Raw genomic sequence first — 14,493 nt, 5'->3', positions numbered from 1 at the left:
CATCATTGTCTTCTTATTCCAAAAGCTGCCATCCAGACCGTCTTCATGCGAGCTTGCACAAATTGCCAATGCTGCACTGCACAATTGCCTTGAAATCCACATTTGCTCCGTGCACTGCTAATGCCATGCGGATCGCCATTGTCGATGAAAGTGCCAGTCGTGCGGCGGTGATCCGTGAAGGGCTTGCAGCCTTGGACGATAGTGAAATCTTCGTGGTGACCGAGCGGCGCGGATTGGTGGCCCGGATCGGTGAAATAGCCCCCGACATTGTCCTCATGGATCTGGGAAACCCCTCGCGCGACGTGCTTGAGGAATATTTTGCCGTCAGCCGGGTGCTGGGTCGCCCCATCGCGATGTTCGTCGATGAAAGCGACGACGAATCGATTGCGGCCTCGGTCGATGCAGGGGTCTCTTCCTATGTCATCGATGGTCTTGCCCCGCATCGCATCCGGCCGATACTCGATCTTGCGGTGAGACGTTTCAACGCCTTCGCACGGCTCCAGGCGGATCTGGCCGAGGCGAAAGGCAAGCTGGCGGAGCGCGAACTGGTGGACAAGGCCAAACGCATCCTGATGGATAGCCGTGGCGTCACCGAGCCGCAGGCCTATACGGAATTGCGCAAGGCCGCGATGAACCAGGGCAAGCGCATCGTGGACATTGCCGAGGCGGTTGTCACCGCGCACCAGTTGATGGGAGGGAAATGATGGCGGCAACGACGGCCCCTGGAGAATTCACCCTCGGCTTTCTGCCGTTGGTCGATGCCTGTCTGCCTATCCTCGCGCTGGAACATGGCTTTGCCGAAGCCGAGGGCCTATCATTGCGTCTGGTGCGCGACATGAGTTGGGCAACGGTTCTTGATCGGTTGCTTTACGGCCACAGCGATGCTGCGCATCTCGTCGCCCCGCTGGCGATTGCCACGGCGCTGGGCCGCGGCCGCCCGGCACAGCCACTTTCGGTGCCATTTGTGCTGGGGCTCAATGGCAATGCGGTAACGATGCGGCCGGACCTTGCACGGGCCGTCAATCCGGCAGGCGGGCTTGGCGACCCCACCGCGGTTGGCGCAGCGCTGAAGGCTCATATCGCGGCCACCGGAGAACCGCTCCGGCTCGGGGTCGTTCACCGATATTCCAGTCACAATTACATGGTGCGCTATTGGCTGGCGGCCTGCGGCATACGCCCCGATCGCGATGTGGAGATCACCACGGTCGCTCCGCCATTCTGTGCGGATGCGCTGGAATTTGGCGAGGTGGATGCAATCTGTGTCGGTGAGCCATGGAACAGCGTGGCCGTGGAACGGGGCGCTGGCGAAATCGTCTTGGCGACCGCACAAATATGGCGGCGCGGGGTCGAAAAGGTGTTGGCCTTCCGCGAGCCCGTGATGGAGGAACGGCGCGGCGACGCAGAAGCGCTGATCCGCGCCTTGCGCAAGGCGGGTGAACATTTCGTCGATCCCGCGCATCTGGATGCCAATGCAGCAATTCTGGCGCAGAGCGAATATCTTGATGGCAATGCCGCGCTGATCCGCCGCGCCATATCTGACCGGCTGCTGCTGTCGCAGGGCGGCGAAGTGTTGCATTATCCCGATTTCATGTTCCAGCATCGCGAGGCGGCAAACTTCCCCTGGGTTAGCCAGGCGGAGTGGCTGTACAGCCAGATGGTGCGCTGGGATGGCATGGAGTTTGATGCTGGCGATGCCCGCAAGGCGGCGCGGGTGTTTCGCCCGGATGTCTACCGCAGCGCATTATTGGGCACGAACGACCCACTTCCCGGCGCCAGTTCGAAGGTCGAGGGCAGCCTGTTGAAGCCCACTTCGGTGAGCATGCAACAGGGTGTTATTACTCTGGAAAACAACAGTTTTTTTGATGGAATCGCGTTTGACCCGATACTGCTGGAAACCTATATCGCCGGGCAGCGGCACCAATAATATTTTGCTGCGATGCAAAAATCGCTTGCCGAACACGGTACGAATCATTTAGCCTTGCAGTCACAGCAGGACGGTACCTTCCAAGGATGGGGGGACAGACAACCGCCCGGCACATCATTTCCATCGCGTGGCAAAGTCGCCGCCCAGACCTTCCCTCTCGGGATGCGTTCGGGCGGCTTTTTCGTTTTTGCCGCGCCGCAATCGAGGGGTCGGTTACATGAGCGGACGAAAAGCATTCAATCGGCGAGCAATTGTCGTGGCGGTGATGGCCAGCATTGCTGTCGCCGGTTGCGGGAAGGGTGGTGAAGCGCCGGAGAAACTCGCCGTTTCCGCGGGTGCTGTGGAAAAGCCGGCTCTCAAGCTTGGATTCATCAAGCTGACGGACATGGCACCGCTTGCCATTGCGCAGGAGAAGGGCTTCTTCCGCGAGGAAGGGCTCAGCGTCACACTCGAACCGCAGGCGAATTGGAAAGTACTGCTCGATGGCGTCGTTGGCGGCCAACTTGATGGCGCGCACATGCTGGCGGGTCAGCCCATTGCCGCAGCGGCGGGCATTGGCGCCAAAGCGAAGCTGATTGCTCCGATCAGCCTCGATCTCAACGGCAATGCCATCACGGTGTCGAACAAGATCTGGGGGCAGATTGCACCTGGCTTGCCAAAGGGGGCTGATGGCAAGGTCAAGCATCCGATTTCGGCGGTGGCACTCAAGGGCAAGAACCTGAAATTCGGCATGGTCTTTCCCTTCAGCCCGCACAATTACGAGTTGCGCTACTGGCTGGCAGCGGGCGGGATTGAGCCGGGTTATTATCTGCCCGGCGACACGGCTGGCACGACCTCGGCGCAAATACAGATTTCGGTAACACCGCCGCCGCAGATGCCCTCCACGCTCGAGGCTGGCACGATCGACGGCTATTCGGTGGGCGAACCATGGAACCAGGCAGCGGTTAAAAAGAAGATCGGTGTGCCGATCATTACCGATGACGAGATTTTCAAGGGCAATCCCGAAAAGGTCTTTGGTCTGACCGAGAAGTTTGCAGCCAAGAACCCCAGGACAGTCAAGGCCTTGCTGCGCGCGATCATCAAGGCGCAGCAATGGCTGGATGCAGAGGACGGCAAAAACCGTGCCGAGGCGGTCAAGATTCTGGCGATGCCGCAATATGTGGGCGCTGATGTGGATGTCATCGGCGCAAGCATGACCGGCAAGTTCACTTTCGCGCCTGGCGATACGCGCCCTGCCCCCGATTTCAACGTGTTCTTCAACCAGTTTGCCGGTTATCCCTTCTATTCCGATGCGGTCTGGACACTGACCCAGATGCGCCGTTGGGGTCAGATTCCCACCGACAAGCCGGATCAGTGGTATTTCGACACTGCCAAGGCCGTCTATCGGCCCGACCTGTATCTGGCCGCAGCAAACGAGCTGGCCGAAAAGGGTGTGATCCCCAAGGCGGCCATCCCGGTGACTGATGGCTATAAGCCGGAACAGTCAGGCTTTATCGATGGCCTGACGTTCAACGGAAAGCAGCCGAACGCCTATCTGGCCAAGTTCACCATCGGTCTGAAGGCCGGACAGAAGGTCACGCCTGCGGGCGTCAAATGAGCCGGGAGCAGATACGATGACCGCGATCGCATTGCGTAAGGACGTATTTGTCGGCACTCAGGCCGAAGACACGGAGGACAAGGCCACCCTTATCTCCGAAGCAACAGCGGAGGCCGGTTTGGACCCTGTCACCAAGCCTGAAAGGACGTTGCCATTGGGGATCAAGCTGCCCTCGGGCCGAGAGGCGTTTGATGCGCTCTGGCCGCCACTGGCCGGGATTGGCGGTTTCCTCATGCTCTGGGCGCTGCTGGCGCCGTTGGTCCAGACATCGCTTGGCACCCTGCCCGGACCCGGTGATGTATGGGGCGCGTTTCTGGGCCTGCTCGATGAGGCGGCTGCATCGCGTACGGCTGCACAGGAGGCGGTTGCCGCAGGCTATGCCTATACCGGCCCCCCGACCTTTATCGACCAGATATTCACCAGCCTTGAGACCGTAGCAGCAGGGTTCACGCTGGCCACGCTGTTTGCAGTGCCTCTGGGCCTGGTCGCGGGCATGTCAAAGCGGGTTAACGCGGCCATCAACCCATTGGTACAGGTGATGCGGCCGGTCAGTCCGCTGGCCTGGCTGCCCATCGTCACGATGGTAGTCTCTGCATCGGTGACCAGCGATGATCCGACCCTGGCCAAAAGCTTTATCATCTCTGCGGTCGTTGTCATGCTCTGCTCGCTCTGGCCGACACTCATCAATACGGCCATCGGCACCGCCAGCATCGACAAGGATTTGATCGCGGTTGGCCGGGTGCTGCGCCTGGGATGGTTTGCCAAGCTGCGGCGCCTCGTGCTGCCTTCTGCCTTGCCCTTTATCTTTACGGGGATGCGCCTGTCGCTGGGTACGGGCTGGATGGTCCTCATCGCAGCCGAAATGCTCGCGCAGAATCCCGGCCTAGGCAAGTTCGTCTGGGACGAGTTCCAGAATGGCTCAGAAAAGTCGTTGGCGCGGATCATGGTCGCCGTGGTGGTGATCGGGCTGATCGGTTTTGCGCTCGACCGCGTGATGATGGCGCTCCAGGCCATTGTCAGCCGCAACCGCGCCGTCTGAGGAGGAACGCAGATGGCTACGATCCTGTCACTGAAGGATGTTCGCAAGCGCTATACCGGCAAGAATGGCGGAGTCAGCGAAGTGCTTGGCGGCATCGACCTCGACGTGGAGGAAGGTGAATTCATCGCGATCCTAGGCTTTTCCGGCGCGGGCAAGACTACGCTGATTTCCGCGATTGCAGGGCTGGTGGAGCCAGATGCCGGCCAGATATTGCTGCATGGCAAGGCGATCGACGGACCCGACAAGGATCGCGGCCTGGTGTTCCAGTCCTATTCGCTATTCCCTTGGCTGACGGTCGAGCAGAATGTGGCGCTGGCCGTCGATGCCGTCCACAAGGACCGCAGCCGGGATGAGCGCGCGGCGCTGGTGCGGCAGAAGGTCGAACTGGTCGGCCTGTCCCATGCGATGGAGCGCAAGCCTGCCCAGCTTTCCGGCGGGATGCGGCAGCGCGTTTCGGTGGCCCGCGCCCTGGCCATGGAGCCGGAAATCCTGCTGCTGGACGAGCCGCTTTCGGCGCTGGACGCCCTCACCCGGGCCAAGCTGCAGGATGAGATCGACCGCATTCGCGAGGAAGAAAAGCGCACCATCATCCTGGTTACCAATGATGTCGACGAGGCGCTGCTTCTTGCAGACCGCGTGGCCGTGCTGACGCCTGGCCCTGCGGCCAGGATCGGCCGGATATTCCCGGTGACCCTGTCACGCCCGCGCGATCGCGAAGCCATGAACGACAGTGCCGATTACCAGAGAATGCGCGCAGAGATCGTGCGTTATCTTGGCGATCTTGCAGGCGTCAAAGCCGCAATGGGCACCGATTTCGGCCAATTGCCCAGCGTGACGCCGCTGGACCTGGCTCCGCCGCCCAAGGCTTATCAGGACGCGGCAAAAAAGGGTTCGACCCGGCGCTATATGGAGTTCTGGAAGCTCCACAAGGTGTACCCCACGCCCAAGGGGCCACTGACCGTGGTCGAGGATTTCAACCTGATGATGGACAAGGGCGAGTTCATCTCGCTCATCGGTCACTCAGGCTGTGGCAAGTCGACCGTGCTGACCATGGCAGCGGGGCTGAACGCGATCAGCAAGGGCGGTATCATCCTTGATAATCGTGAAATCGATTTTGCCGGACCAGACAAGGCGGTGGTCTTCCAGGCTCCCAGCCTGATGCCATGGCTGACCGCGCGACAGAATGTCGCTTTGGGGGTTGAGCGGGTCTATCCGCACGCAACCCGCTCAGAACGGCGCGAGATCATCGACTATTATCTCGATCGCGTGGGGCTTGCCGATGCCAGGGACAAGACGGCAGCGGAAATGTCAAACGGAATGCGTCAACGTGTCGGCATTGCCCGCGCCTTTGCCCTTTCCCCGCGGCTGCTGCTGCTCGACGAGCCGTTCGGCATGCTGGACAGCCTGACGCGCTGGGATCTGCAAGACGTGCTGGTCGAGGTTTGGAACCGCACCAAGGTGACAGCCATCATGGTGACGCATGACGTGGACGAGGCGATCCTGCTGGCCGATCGGGTAGTGATGATGACCAACGGCCCAAATGCGACCATCGGCAAAGTGCTGAAGGTTGATCTGCCGCGCCCGCGCGACCGCAAGGAATTGCTCAAGCACCCGGATTTCTATGCTTACCGGCAGGAAGTGCTGCGCTTTCTGGCCGAATATGATCACGGGCCTAAGGCCCATGCCGCCTGAGCAGGCGAGCCGATAGAGAGGATGCCTGATCGGCCCTTATGAGGGGGATCAGGAGGGAAATATGAAAAGGACTGTCATAACGGCGGCGCTGCTCGCGTCGTCGATCGGCTTCGCGCACCCTGCGTTTGCGGCTGGAACACCTGCTTTTGGCGACCCGGTGCCGGTAGGGGAAGGGCTGACGCTCGATCCCATTATCGATGCACGGCTCCGCTATGAAGGCGTTGACCAGCCGACGGTGGATGCCGATGCGCTGACCTTGCGAATGCGCACGGGGCTGGAGCTTCACCATGCACCTTCGCACCTTTCCTTCTTGATCGAAGCGGAAGGCACGCTGGGATTGGTCAACGATTACAACGCCTTTCCCTTTCCTCTGCCCTTGAGTTCGCAGCGCAGGCCGCAATTTGCCGTGGTCGCCGATAGCGAGAGCATCGATCTCAACCGTGCGCAGATCATGTACAAGGTGAAGAATTTTGCGCTGACGCTGGGGCGGCAGCGGATCAATCTTGATGACCAGCGTTTTGTCGGTTCGGTTGCCTGGCGGCAGAACGAACAGACCTTCGATGCCGTCCGGGCCGAAGCGACCATCGGGCCGGTCAGCCTGGATGCGACCTACGCGATCCAGCAGGATACGATTTTCGGGTCCGAAGCCGGCCCGCGCCGGGCGTTGGACGGCGATTTCGCGTTCCTGCAGGCCAGTACGAAACTGGGGCCGCTGACCGTAAAGGGCTTTTCGTACATCATCGACTATGATGAGGCCCTGGCCTTCGCCAATTCCTCGCAGACCTATGGCGGACGCCTTTCGGGTAGCGTGCCGCTTTCCGAGGCGGTCAAGCTCAACCTGCTGGCGAGCTATGCCCGGCAGAAGGACCTCGGCCGCAATCCGGTCGCCTATGAGGCGGATTTCGTGCTGGGAGAGATTGGGGTGAGCTACCAGGGCTTCACCCTGACTGGCGGCTATGAAAAGCTGGGCGCGGACAAAGGGGCAAACAAGGCCTTTCAGACGCCGCTGGCAACCTTGCACAAGTTCAACGGTTGGGCCGACCTGTTCCTGACAACACCAGGCAATGGCCTTGAGGACCGATATGTTACGCTTGCCAAGCAGTTTCCCAAGGTCACCATGGTGCAAGGGCTCAATGCTATGGTCACCTATCATGATTTCCGCAGCGATGTCGGCAATGTGCGGTTCGGCACTGAATGGGATGCAAGCATCGGTTTCAAAACGAAAAAAATTGGCTGGTTGGTGAAATATGCCAATTACGATGCCAATAGATTTGGCGTTGACCGCCAGATCTTGTGGTTGCAGGCAGAGATCGTGTTTTGATCGTCTGTCCCGGCATACCGGCTTATCATGGGGTTGATTGATCATCCCGGTCCTTGCAGCAGGACAGCGTCTTCCCGGTGTTGAAGGATGATGCGATGAGCGAGGCCGGATCTGCCGGAAGGTGCTTCTGCAAAGACCGTCGCCACTGTGCTGCACTGCAAAATAAACACTTGCAGTGCAGCGCCAGAATCGGTTAGCCTTATCACACGTGGTTACAGCGCCGCCCAATGCCGGGCGGATCCGCGCAGGACCATAAAGAACAACATCGCGTGGCAATGACGCCGCCCAGACCTTCCCTATCGGGATGCGTTCGGGCGGCTTTTTCGTGTTCGCGCTTTAGACCGAGGAAGACCTGAGTGAACGCGCCTTCAACCCTGATGGAAAAGGACCGCACTGCGACCGCAAAAGAGCGGCTGGTGGTGATCGGCAACGGCATGGCCGGGTGCCGCGCGGTCGAGGAAATGCTGGCCCGCGATCCTGCGCGCTTTGATGTGACGATCTTTGGCGCGGAACCGCGCGTGAATTACAATCGCATCATGCTGTCGCCGGTGCTGGCCGGCGAAAAGGCGTATGAGGACATCATCATCAATGGCGCAGGCTGGTATGCCGACAATGCGATCAAGCTTGTGTCCGGCGACCCGGTGGTCGCGATTGATCGCGCCAGCCATACCGTGGTTTCGCAATCGGGCCGCGTCGAACCTTATGATCGCCTGCTGATCGCCACCGGTTCTGACCCTTTCATCCTCCCGGTGCCAGGCCACAACCTGCCGGGTGTGGTAACGTTCCGTGACCTGGACGATGTCAGCAAGATGCTGGCGGCGGCCGACCGGGGCGGATGTGCGGTGGTGATCGGCGGCGGCCTGCTTGGGCTTGAAGCGGCCCATGGCCTTTCGCTGCGCGGCATGAAGGTCACCGTCGTTCATCTTATGCCGACACTGATGGAGCGGCAGCTGGATGAGGCGGCGGGCTATTTGCTCAAGACCGAACTGGAAAGGCGCGGCCAGATGATCGTCACCGGCGGCGATACGGCGGAAATATTCAGCCATGATGGCCATGTTGCGGGTGTCAGGCTGAAGGATGGGCGCGAATTTGCAGCCGATATCGTCGTGATGGCGGTGGGCATCCGCCCGGCAAGCGGCTTGGCCAAGGCGGCCGGACTTGAGGTTGATCGCGGGATCATAGTCAACGACCATATGGTCACAAGCGACCCGGCCGTCATGGCCGTGGGCGAATGCGTGCAACATCGCGGAGCCTGTTATGGCCTTGTCGCCCCGCTTTGGGAAATGTGCCGCGCACTTGCCGATGCGGCCTGCGAAAAGCCTTCAGGCTATGAGGGGTCGGTCACCTCGACCAAGCTCAAGGTTTCCGGCATCGACCTGTTTTCTGCCGGAGACTTTTCGGGTGGCGAAGGCGCAGAGGACATCGTGATGCGCGACGCGGCGCGCGGGGTGTACAAGCGCGTGGTTGTGAAGGACAACCGGCTGATCGGCGCGGTCCTCTATGGCGATACGGCGGACGGAAACTGGTATTTCGACCTGCTTAAAAAAGGCGCGGATATTTCCGGCATCCGGGAGGCGCTGATTTTCGGTCAGGCCTTTGCCAGCGGAGGTGCCCTGCTGGACCCTAATGCCGCCGTTGCAGCGCTTTCCGACGATGCGGAAATTTGCGGCTGCAACGGCGTTACCAAAGCCAGAGTGATCGAGACCATTGCTGCGGGAGCATGCAGCCTTGATGCCGTGCGCAGCGGTTGCAAGGCATCGGCCAGTTGCGGAAGTTGCACTGGCCTCGTGGAAAGTCTGTTGACGCTGACTTTGGGGGGTGAGGTTCAATCAGGCCCCAAGACGTTGTGCAAATGCACCAGCTTCACCCATGATGACGTGCGCCGCCTGATCCTTGAAAAGAACTTGCGCGCCATCCCCAATGTTATGCAGGAATTGCATTGGACCACGCCCGACGGCTGCTCCTCGTGCCGACCGGCGCTCAATTACTATCTGCTCTGCGCATGGCCCGGCGAATATGAGGATGACCAGAAGAGCCGTTTCGTCAATGAGCGCCTGCACGCCAACATTCAGAAGGACGGCACCTATTCTGTCGTCCCGCGCATGTGGGGTGGCCTTACCAACCCGCGCGAGCTGCGCGCCATTGCCGATGTCGTCGAAAAGTACAACGCCCCGATGGTCAAGGTCACGGGAGGGCAAAGGCTCGACATTTTTGGGATCAAGAAAGAGGATCTGCCTGCCGTATGGGCGGATCTGAATGCCGCAGGAATGGTTTCCGGCCACGCTTATGGCAAATCGCTGCGCACGGTAAAGACCTGTGTCGGCAGCGAATGGTGCCGCTTTGGCACCCAGGATTCGACCGGACTGGGCGTCAAGATCGAGCGCATGACCTGGGGGTCATGGATGCCGCACAAGTTCAAGATTGCCGTCTCTGGCTGCCCCAGAAATTGCGCCGAAGCCACGATCAAGGATTTCGGAATCGTCTGCGTAGAAAGTGGCTATGAGCTGCATGTCGGCGGCAATGGTGGAATCAAGGTTCGTGCTACCGATTTGCTGTGCAAGGTGGCGACCGAGCAGGAGGCGATGGACGTCTGTGCCGCCTTTATCCAGCTCTACCGCGAACAGGCGCACTATCTGGAGCGCACCGCTCCCTGGATCGAGCGGGTAGGACTGGACCATGTGAAGGCGGGCCTGTTCGATGACCCCGGCAGCGTCCAGCGTCTCGCCGCCCGGTTCCACCATTCGCAGACCTACTGCCAGGACGATCCATGGGCCGAACGCGCGGGAGGAAAATATGCAGAACTGCACCAGCACCTTGCCGAAGTGCGGCCGCTGACGATGGAGCCGCAAGCGATGGAGACCGTGCGATGATCGGGGAATGGCTTGATATTGGCAAGGTGGAGCAAATTGCCCCCGGCACAGCGCGCACCCTGCCGGTACGCGGTGCCGATGAAATCGCGGTTTTCCGGACGCAGAACAACGAGTTCTACGCGCTGGTGAACAAGTGCCCGCACAAGCAGGGACCATTGTCCCAAGGCATCATCCACGGAAATGTCGTCACCTGCCCGCTGCATAGCTGGAACATATCGCTGCAAACTGGCGAGGCTCTGGGCGAGGACAAGGGGTGCGTGCCCAGCATCCCGATGCGGGTTGATGCAGGGCGCATGTATCTGCTGCGCTCTGCCGTGGTTGGGCAGAAGGCGGCTTGAGCCAGGTTCGCACCACCTGCGCCTATTGTGGCGTCGGCTGCGGCATCAGCGCCGAGATTGTCGGCGAGCGCTCGGTCAACATCAAGGGCGACAAAGACCATCCTGCCAATTTCGGCAAGCTCTGTTCCAAAGGGACGCATCTTGGCGAAACGGTGGGGCTGGAAGGACGGCTGCTGTATCCCATAGTTGGCAACCGGCGCGCAGGCTGGGACGAAGCGCTCGATCTGGTGGCTGGCAAGATGCGCGAGTGTATCGCTGAGCATGGACCGGACAGCGTGGCATTCTACGTCTCGGGGCAATTGCTGACCGAGGATTATTATGTCGCCAACAAGCTGATGAAAGGCTTTGTCGGCAGCGGCAATATCGACACCAACAGCCGCCTGTGCATGGCGAGCGCGGTTGCCGCCCATAACCGCGCGTTTGGCGAGGATGTCGTTCCGGTCACCTATGACGATCTGGACGCGGCGGACCTCATCTTGCTGGTGGGATCGAATACCGCCTGGTGCCATCCGGTGATCTGGCAGCGCATCGAGGCGGCACGCGACAGGCGCGGCACGAAAATCGTGGTCATCGACCCGCGCCGGACCGAGACAGCCGAACAGGCTGACCTTCACGTCCCCGTCCTTCCTGACGGCGACGTTGCGCTGTTCAACGCGCTGGGCGTGGAAATGGCGCGGCGCGGGCTGGCAGAGTGCGAACTGACGGACGCCGATCATGGCATCGATGCGGATACCTTCAGCCAGCTTGCCGATCTTGTCGCATCGCACCCAAAGATGGTCACCGTGTTTTCGATGGGGGCCAACCAGTCGGTAGCGGGGACCGACAAGGGCAATGCGATCATCAATCTGCACCTTGCGACGGGTCGCATCAATGCGCCTGGCATGGGGCCATTTTCCATGACCGGTCAGCCCAATGCGATGGGTGGGCGTGAAGTCGGCGGTCTGGCCAATATGCTGGCCTGCCATCTCGGTTTCTCCGACGCAGAACGTGCCGATGTCGCCGCCTTCTGGCAAGCGCAGCGCCTGTGCGAAGGGCCGGGCCTGAAAGCGGTGGACCTGTTCCGCGCGGTGCATGATGGCCGGGTGAAATTCCTCTGGGTCATGGCGACCAATCCGGCTGTATCGATGCCCGATGCAGGTTTTGTGCGCCAAGCGCTGGCACGATGCGAAACCCTGGTCGTCTCGGATGTGCTTGCACACACCGATACTGCCGCATTTGCACATATTCGCCTGCCCGCGCTGGCCTGGGGGGAAAAGGACGGGACGGTTACCAATTCAGAGCGCCGGATCAGCCGCCAGCGGGCGCTCTTTGCTGCGCCGGGTGAGGCACGGGCGGATTGGGCCATCATGGCCGATGTTGCGCAGCAGATGGGCTTTGCCGGATTTGGCTGGGCCAGTGCGGCAGCGGTCTTCCGGGAATATGCTGCCATGACGGCGCTTTCAGTCAAGCATGGCAAGGTGCTGGACCTCACCGGCAAGGCAGGCGTTTCGGACGCCGAATATGCAGTGATGGAACCGTTTCTCTGGGGCGGGCACCATCCCATGGCGGGCCGCAAGATGCAGCAGGTGCCGGTCGATGTGCGCCGCCGGCCTGGCGATCCCGACTTCCCGCTGCGGCTCAACACCGGGCGTTACCGCGACCAATGGCACACGATGACGCGCACTGGCCTTTCGCCCACCTTGTCACAGCATCGGCGCGAGCCATTGCTGGAGGTTCACCCCGGCGATGCCGCAGACTCCGGACTGAAAGAGGGCGCCTTGGCCAGGGTGGTGACAGCATCAGGTGCATCTCTCTTCCGGGTCCATGTGAGCGAGGCGCAAAGCCGGGGGCAGGTGTTTGTGCCCATGCACTGGAGCGACGCCATGGCAAGCGGCGGGCGTGGCAATCTGCTTCCCGACCAGTCGGTCGATCCCGTTTCCGGCCAACCGGGTTTCAAGAACAATGCGTGCCGTATCGAGCCGGTTGAGAGCGATTGGCGCGGCTTTCTGCTGCGCAGCGATGCCATTGTTCCGCAGGGCCTTGTGTGGTGGAGCCGCTCGGCTGTCGCCCCGGGCTGGCTTTATGAGATGGCGGGCCAAGGTGCGGTGGACGCAGACGCGCTGCTGCCGACAGGCGAACAGGTGGAAGCTGTTGACACGGCGCGCGGTATGCGGCGGCTGGCGGTGCTTGATGCGGAAGGGATGCTTAAGGCGGCGCTGTTCGTGACCCGCAAGGGACAATTGCCCCCGCGCGAGTGGATTTCCGGCCAGCTTGGCGCGCGTGGTGCGGCGTTGCCTGAACTGCTTGCCGCCCGGCCCAGCATGCCCGCGCCTGATCGCGGCCCTGTGGTCTGCGTCTGCCATGGTATCGGCGAAAACCAGATCGCAGCCCTGGTTGCACAGGGCGCAGACAGCGTGGCCGAAATTGGCCAGGCCTGTGGTGCGGGTACGAATTGCGGATCATGCCGCCCCGTCCTCGCTAGAATGCTGCGCAACTGGACCGACACATGCAGGGAGGCTGCAGAATGAACGACTTTCCATCAGGCATGGTGTGGCTGGTCGGTGCTGGCCCGGGCGATCCCGAATTGCTCACTCGCAGGGCAGAACGGTTGATCGGCATGGCAACGATCGTGTTTCACGATGCGCTGGTGGGGCTGGGCGTGCTCGAACTTGCCTCTTCGGGCGCGCGGCTGGTGCATGTCGGCAAACGATCAGGCAGGCATTCCAGGGACCAGCGGACCATCGACCAGATGATCGTCGATGCCGCGATGGCTGGCGAGCGGGTGGTGCGCCTCAAGGGCGGTGATCCTGCGATCTTCGGCCGCGCGACCGAGGAATTGAGCGCTTGCCGGGCGGCAGGTGTGCCGGTGCGTATCTGTCCCGGTATAACCGCGGCCAGTGCGGCAGCGGCCAGCCTCGGGGCATCACTCACGCTGCGCGGCCTGGCACGCAAGCTGACCTTCGTGACCGCGCACGTCCGGGCTGGGCAGGAACTGGACCTGGATTGGGCAAAGCTGGCCGATCCGGAGGCGACGCTTGCAGTGTATATGGGCAAGGCGGCTGCGAGCGAAGTTTCAGGCCAGTTGATCGCAGCCGGACTGGCGGGCGATACCCCTGTTGCGCTGGTCGAATCCGCCAGCCTGCCAGAAGAGCGCCAGTTCCATACCCGGCTCGATCTGCTGCCATTGGTTGCGCGCGCTGCGTTGGGCGATGGACCCGCGCTACTGCTCATTGGCACTGCAATCCAGGCAGATCTTGCAGAAAATACACTCGCTGCGAGCAGCCGCCGTAGGCCCGGCCCGGCCTGCACTTTTGGCATCAAAAAGGGCATCAACCAGTCACTATCCGCGAGCTGTCCGCAGTTGTAACGCGCTAGGTATTCGTAGCGGTGTTCATACCAAGCGGGAAGCAGGATTTGGCGGCTTGAACCAGTCCAACCGAACCTGGCGGCGGGTTTTCGGCTGCATTGCCAAGGCGCATCATTGGATTCCTTGAATTGCTTCCTCTGGTACAATTCTCCAGCAGGACCTGGCCACTGTCGCGAAGCTTGCAATCCATCTCGAGAATGAACAGCGCGCGATCGCGCAGGCAAGACGCGATTGTCGGCTTTTGGTCAAAAGCCGCCATTTAGCGACGCGAAAGGAACGGCGGCTTTGTCCCACGATGCGGCATTCCCGTTCGGCTGCAGTCGACCCAAGAGCCGGCCACTCTCGGACGGCGAGTTAAGTGTCATG

The 14,493-nt window shown here is 61.1% G+C and carries 10 protein-coding genes; all 10 read left to right on the top strand.

Translation table 11 applies throughout. The features are described 5' to 3' along the window. Positions 1–125: 125 nt before the first annotated feature. Complete coding sequence (locus LI72_RS00580) at positions 126–704, top strand: ANTAR domain-containing response regulator (RefSeq protein ID WP_033923955.1); 579 nt, start codon at positions 126–128, stop codon at positions 702–704. Next, on the top strand, positions 704–1,924 hold the full coding sequence (locus tag LI72_RS00575; protein ID WP_033924278.1) for an ABC transporter substrate-binding protein: 1,221 nt from the start codon (positions 704–706) through the stop codon (positions 1,922–1,924). The genes LI72_RS00580 and LI72_RS00575 overlap by 1 nt, the downstream gene beginning before the upstream one ends. Positions 1,925–2,051: 127 nt before the next feature. Continuing rightward, positions 2,052–3,521, top strand: coding sequence for a CmpA/NrtA family ABC transporter substrate-binding protein (locus LI72_RS00570; RefSeq protein ID WP_231562315.1), 1,470 nt, complete (start codon positions 2,052–2,054; stop codon positions 3,519–3,521). Positions 3,522–3,537: 16 nt separating this feature from the next. Continuing rightward, positions 3,538–4,560 carry an ABC transporter permease gene (locus LI72_RS00565; protein ID WP_081984492.1) on the top strand — a complete coding sequence of 341 codons (1,023 nt, stop codon included), beginning with the start codon at positions 3,538–3,540 and terminating at the stop codon, positions 4,558–4,560. A gap of 12 nt (positions 4,561–4,572) precedes the next feature. Next, positions 4,573–6,252, top strand: a complete 1,680-nt coding sequence (locus LI72_RS00560) for an ABC transporter ATP-binding protein (protein ID WP_033923953.1) — start codon at positions 4,573–4,575, stop codon at positions 6,250–6,252. Between the two features lie 61 nt (positions 6,253–6,313). Beyond that, positions 6,314–7,573: an alginate export family protein gene (locus LI72_RS00555; protein ID WP_033923952.1), complete on the top strand. Its 1,260-nt coding sequence runs from the start codon at positions 6,314–6,316 to the stop codon at positions 7,571–7,573. Between the two features lie 377 nt (positions 7,574–7,950). Further along, positions 7,951–10,443, top strand: coding sequence for a nitrite reductase large subunit NirB (gene nirB / locus LI72_RS00550; RefSeq protein WP_052129357.1), 2,493 nt, complete (start codon positions 7,951–7,953; stop codon positions 10,441–10,443). Further along, positions 10,440–10,781 carry a nitrite reductase small subunit NirD gene (gene nirD / locus LI72_RS00545; protein WP_033923951.1) on the top strand — a complete coding sequence of 114 codons (342 nt, stop codon included), beginning with the start codon at positions 10,440–10,442 and terminating at the stop codon, positions 10,779–10,781. Before nirB ends, nirD begins: the two co-directional genes overlap by 4 nt. Continuing rightward, a complete protein-coding gene (locus LI72_RS00540; RefSeq protein WP_033923950.1) occupies positions 10,778–13,288 on the top strand; it encodes a nitrate reductase in 2,511 nt (836 codons plus the stop codon). The genes nirD and LI72_RS00540 overlap by 4 nt, the downstream gene beginning before the upstream one ends. After that, on the top strand, positions 13,285–14,127 hold the full coding sequence (gene cobA, locus LI72_RS00535; RefSeq protein ID WP_081984491.1) for a uroporphyrinogen-III C-methyltransferase: 843 nt from the start codon (positions 13,285–13,287) through the stop codon (positions 14,125–14,127). Before LI72_RS00540 ends, cobA begins: the two co-directional genes overlap by 4 nt. Positions 14,128–14,493: the final 366 nt, after the last annotated feature.

This window comes from Sphingomonas sp. 35-24ZXX (assembly GCF_000786215.1).
Taxonomy (GTDB): Bacteria; Pseudomonadota; Alphaproteobacteria; order Sphingomonadales; family Sphingomonadaceae; genus Blastomonas.
The sequence above is the reverse complement of the archived record's forward strand: the minus strand, read 5'-3'. Positions and strand labels throughout refer to the sequence as shown.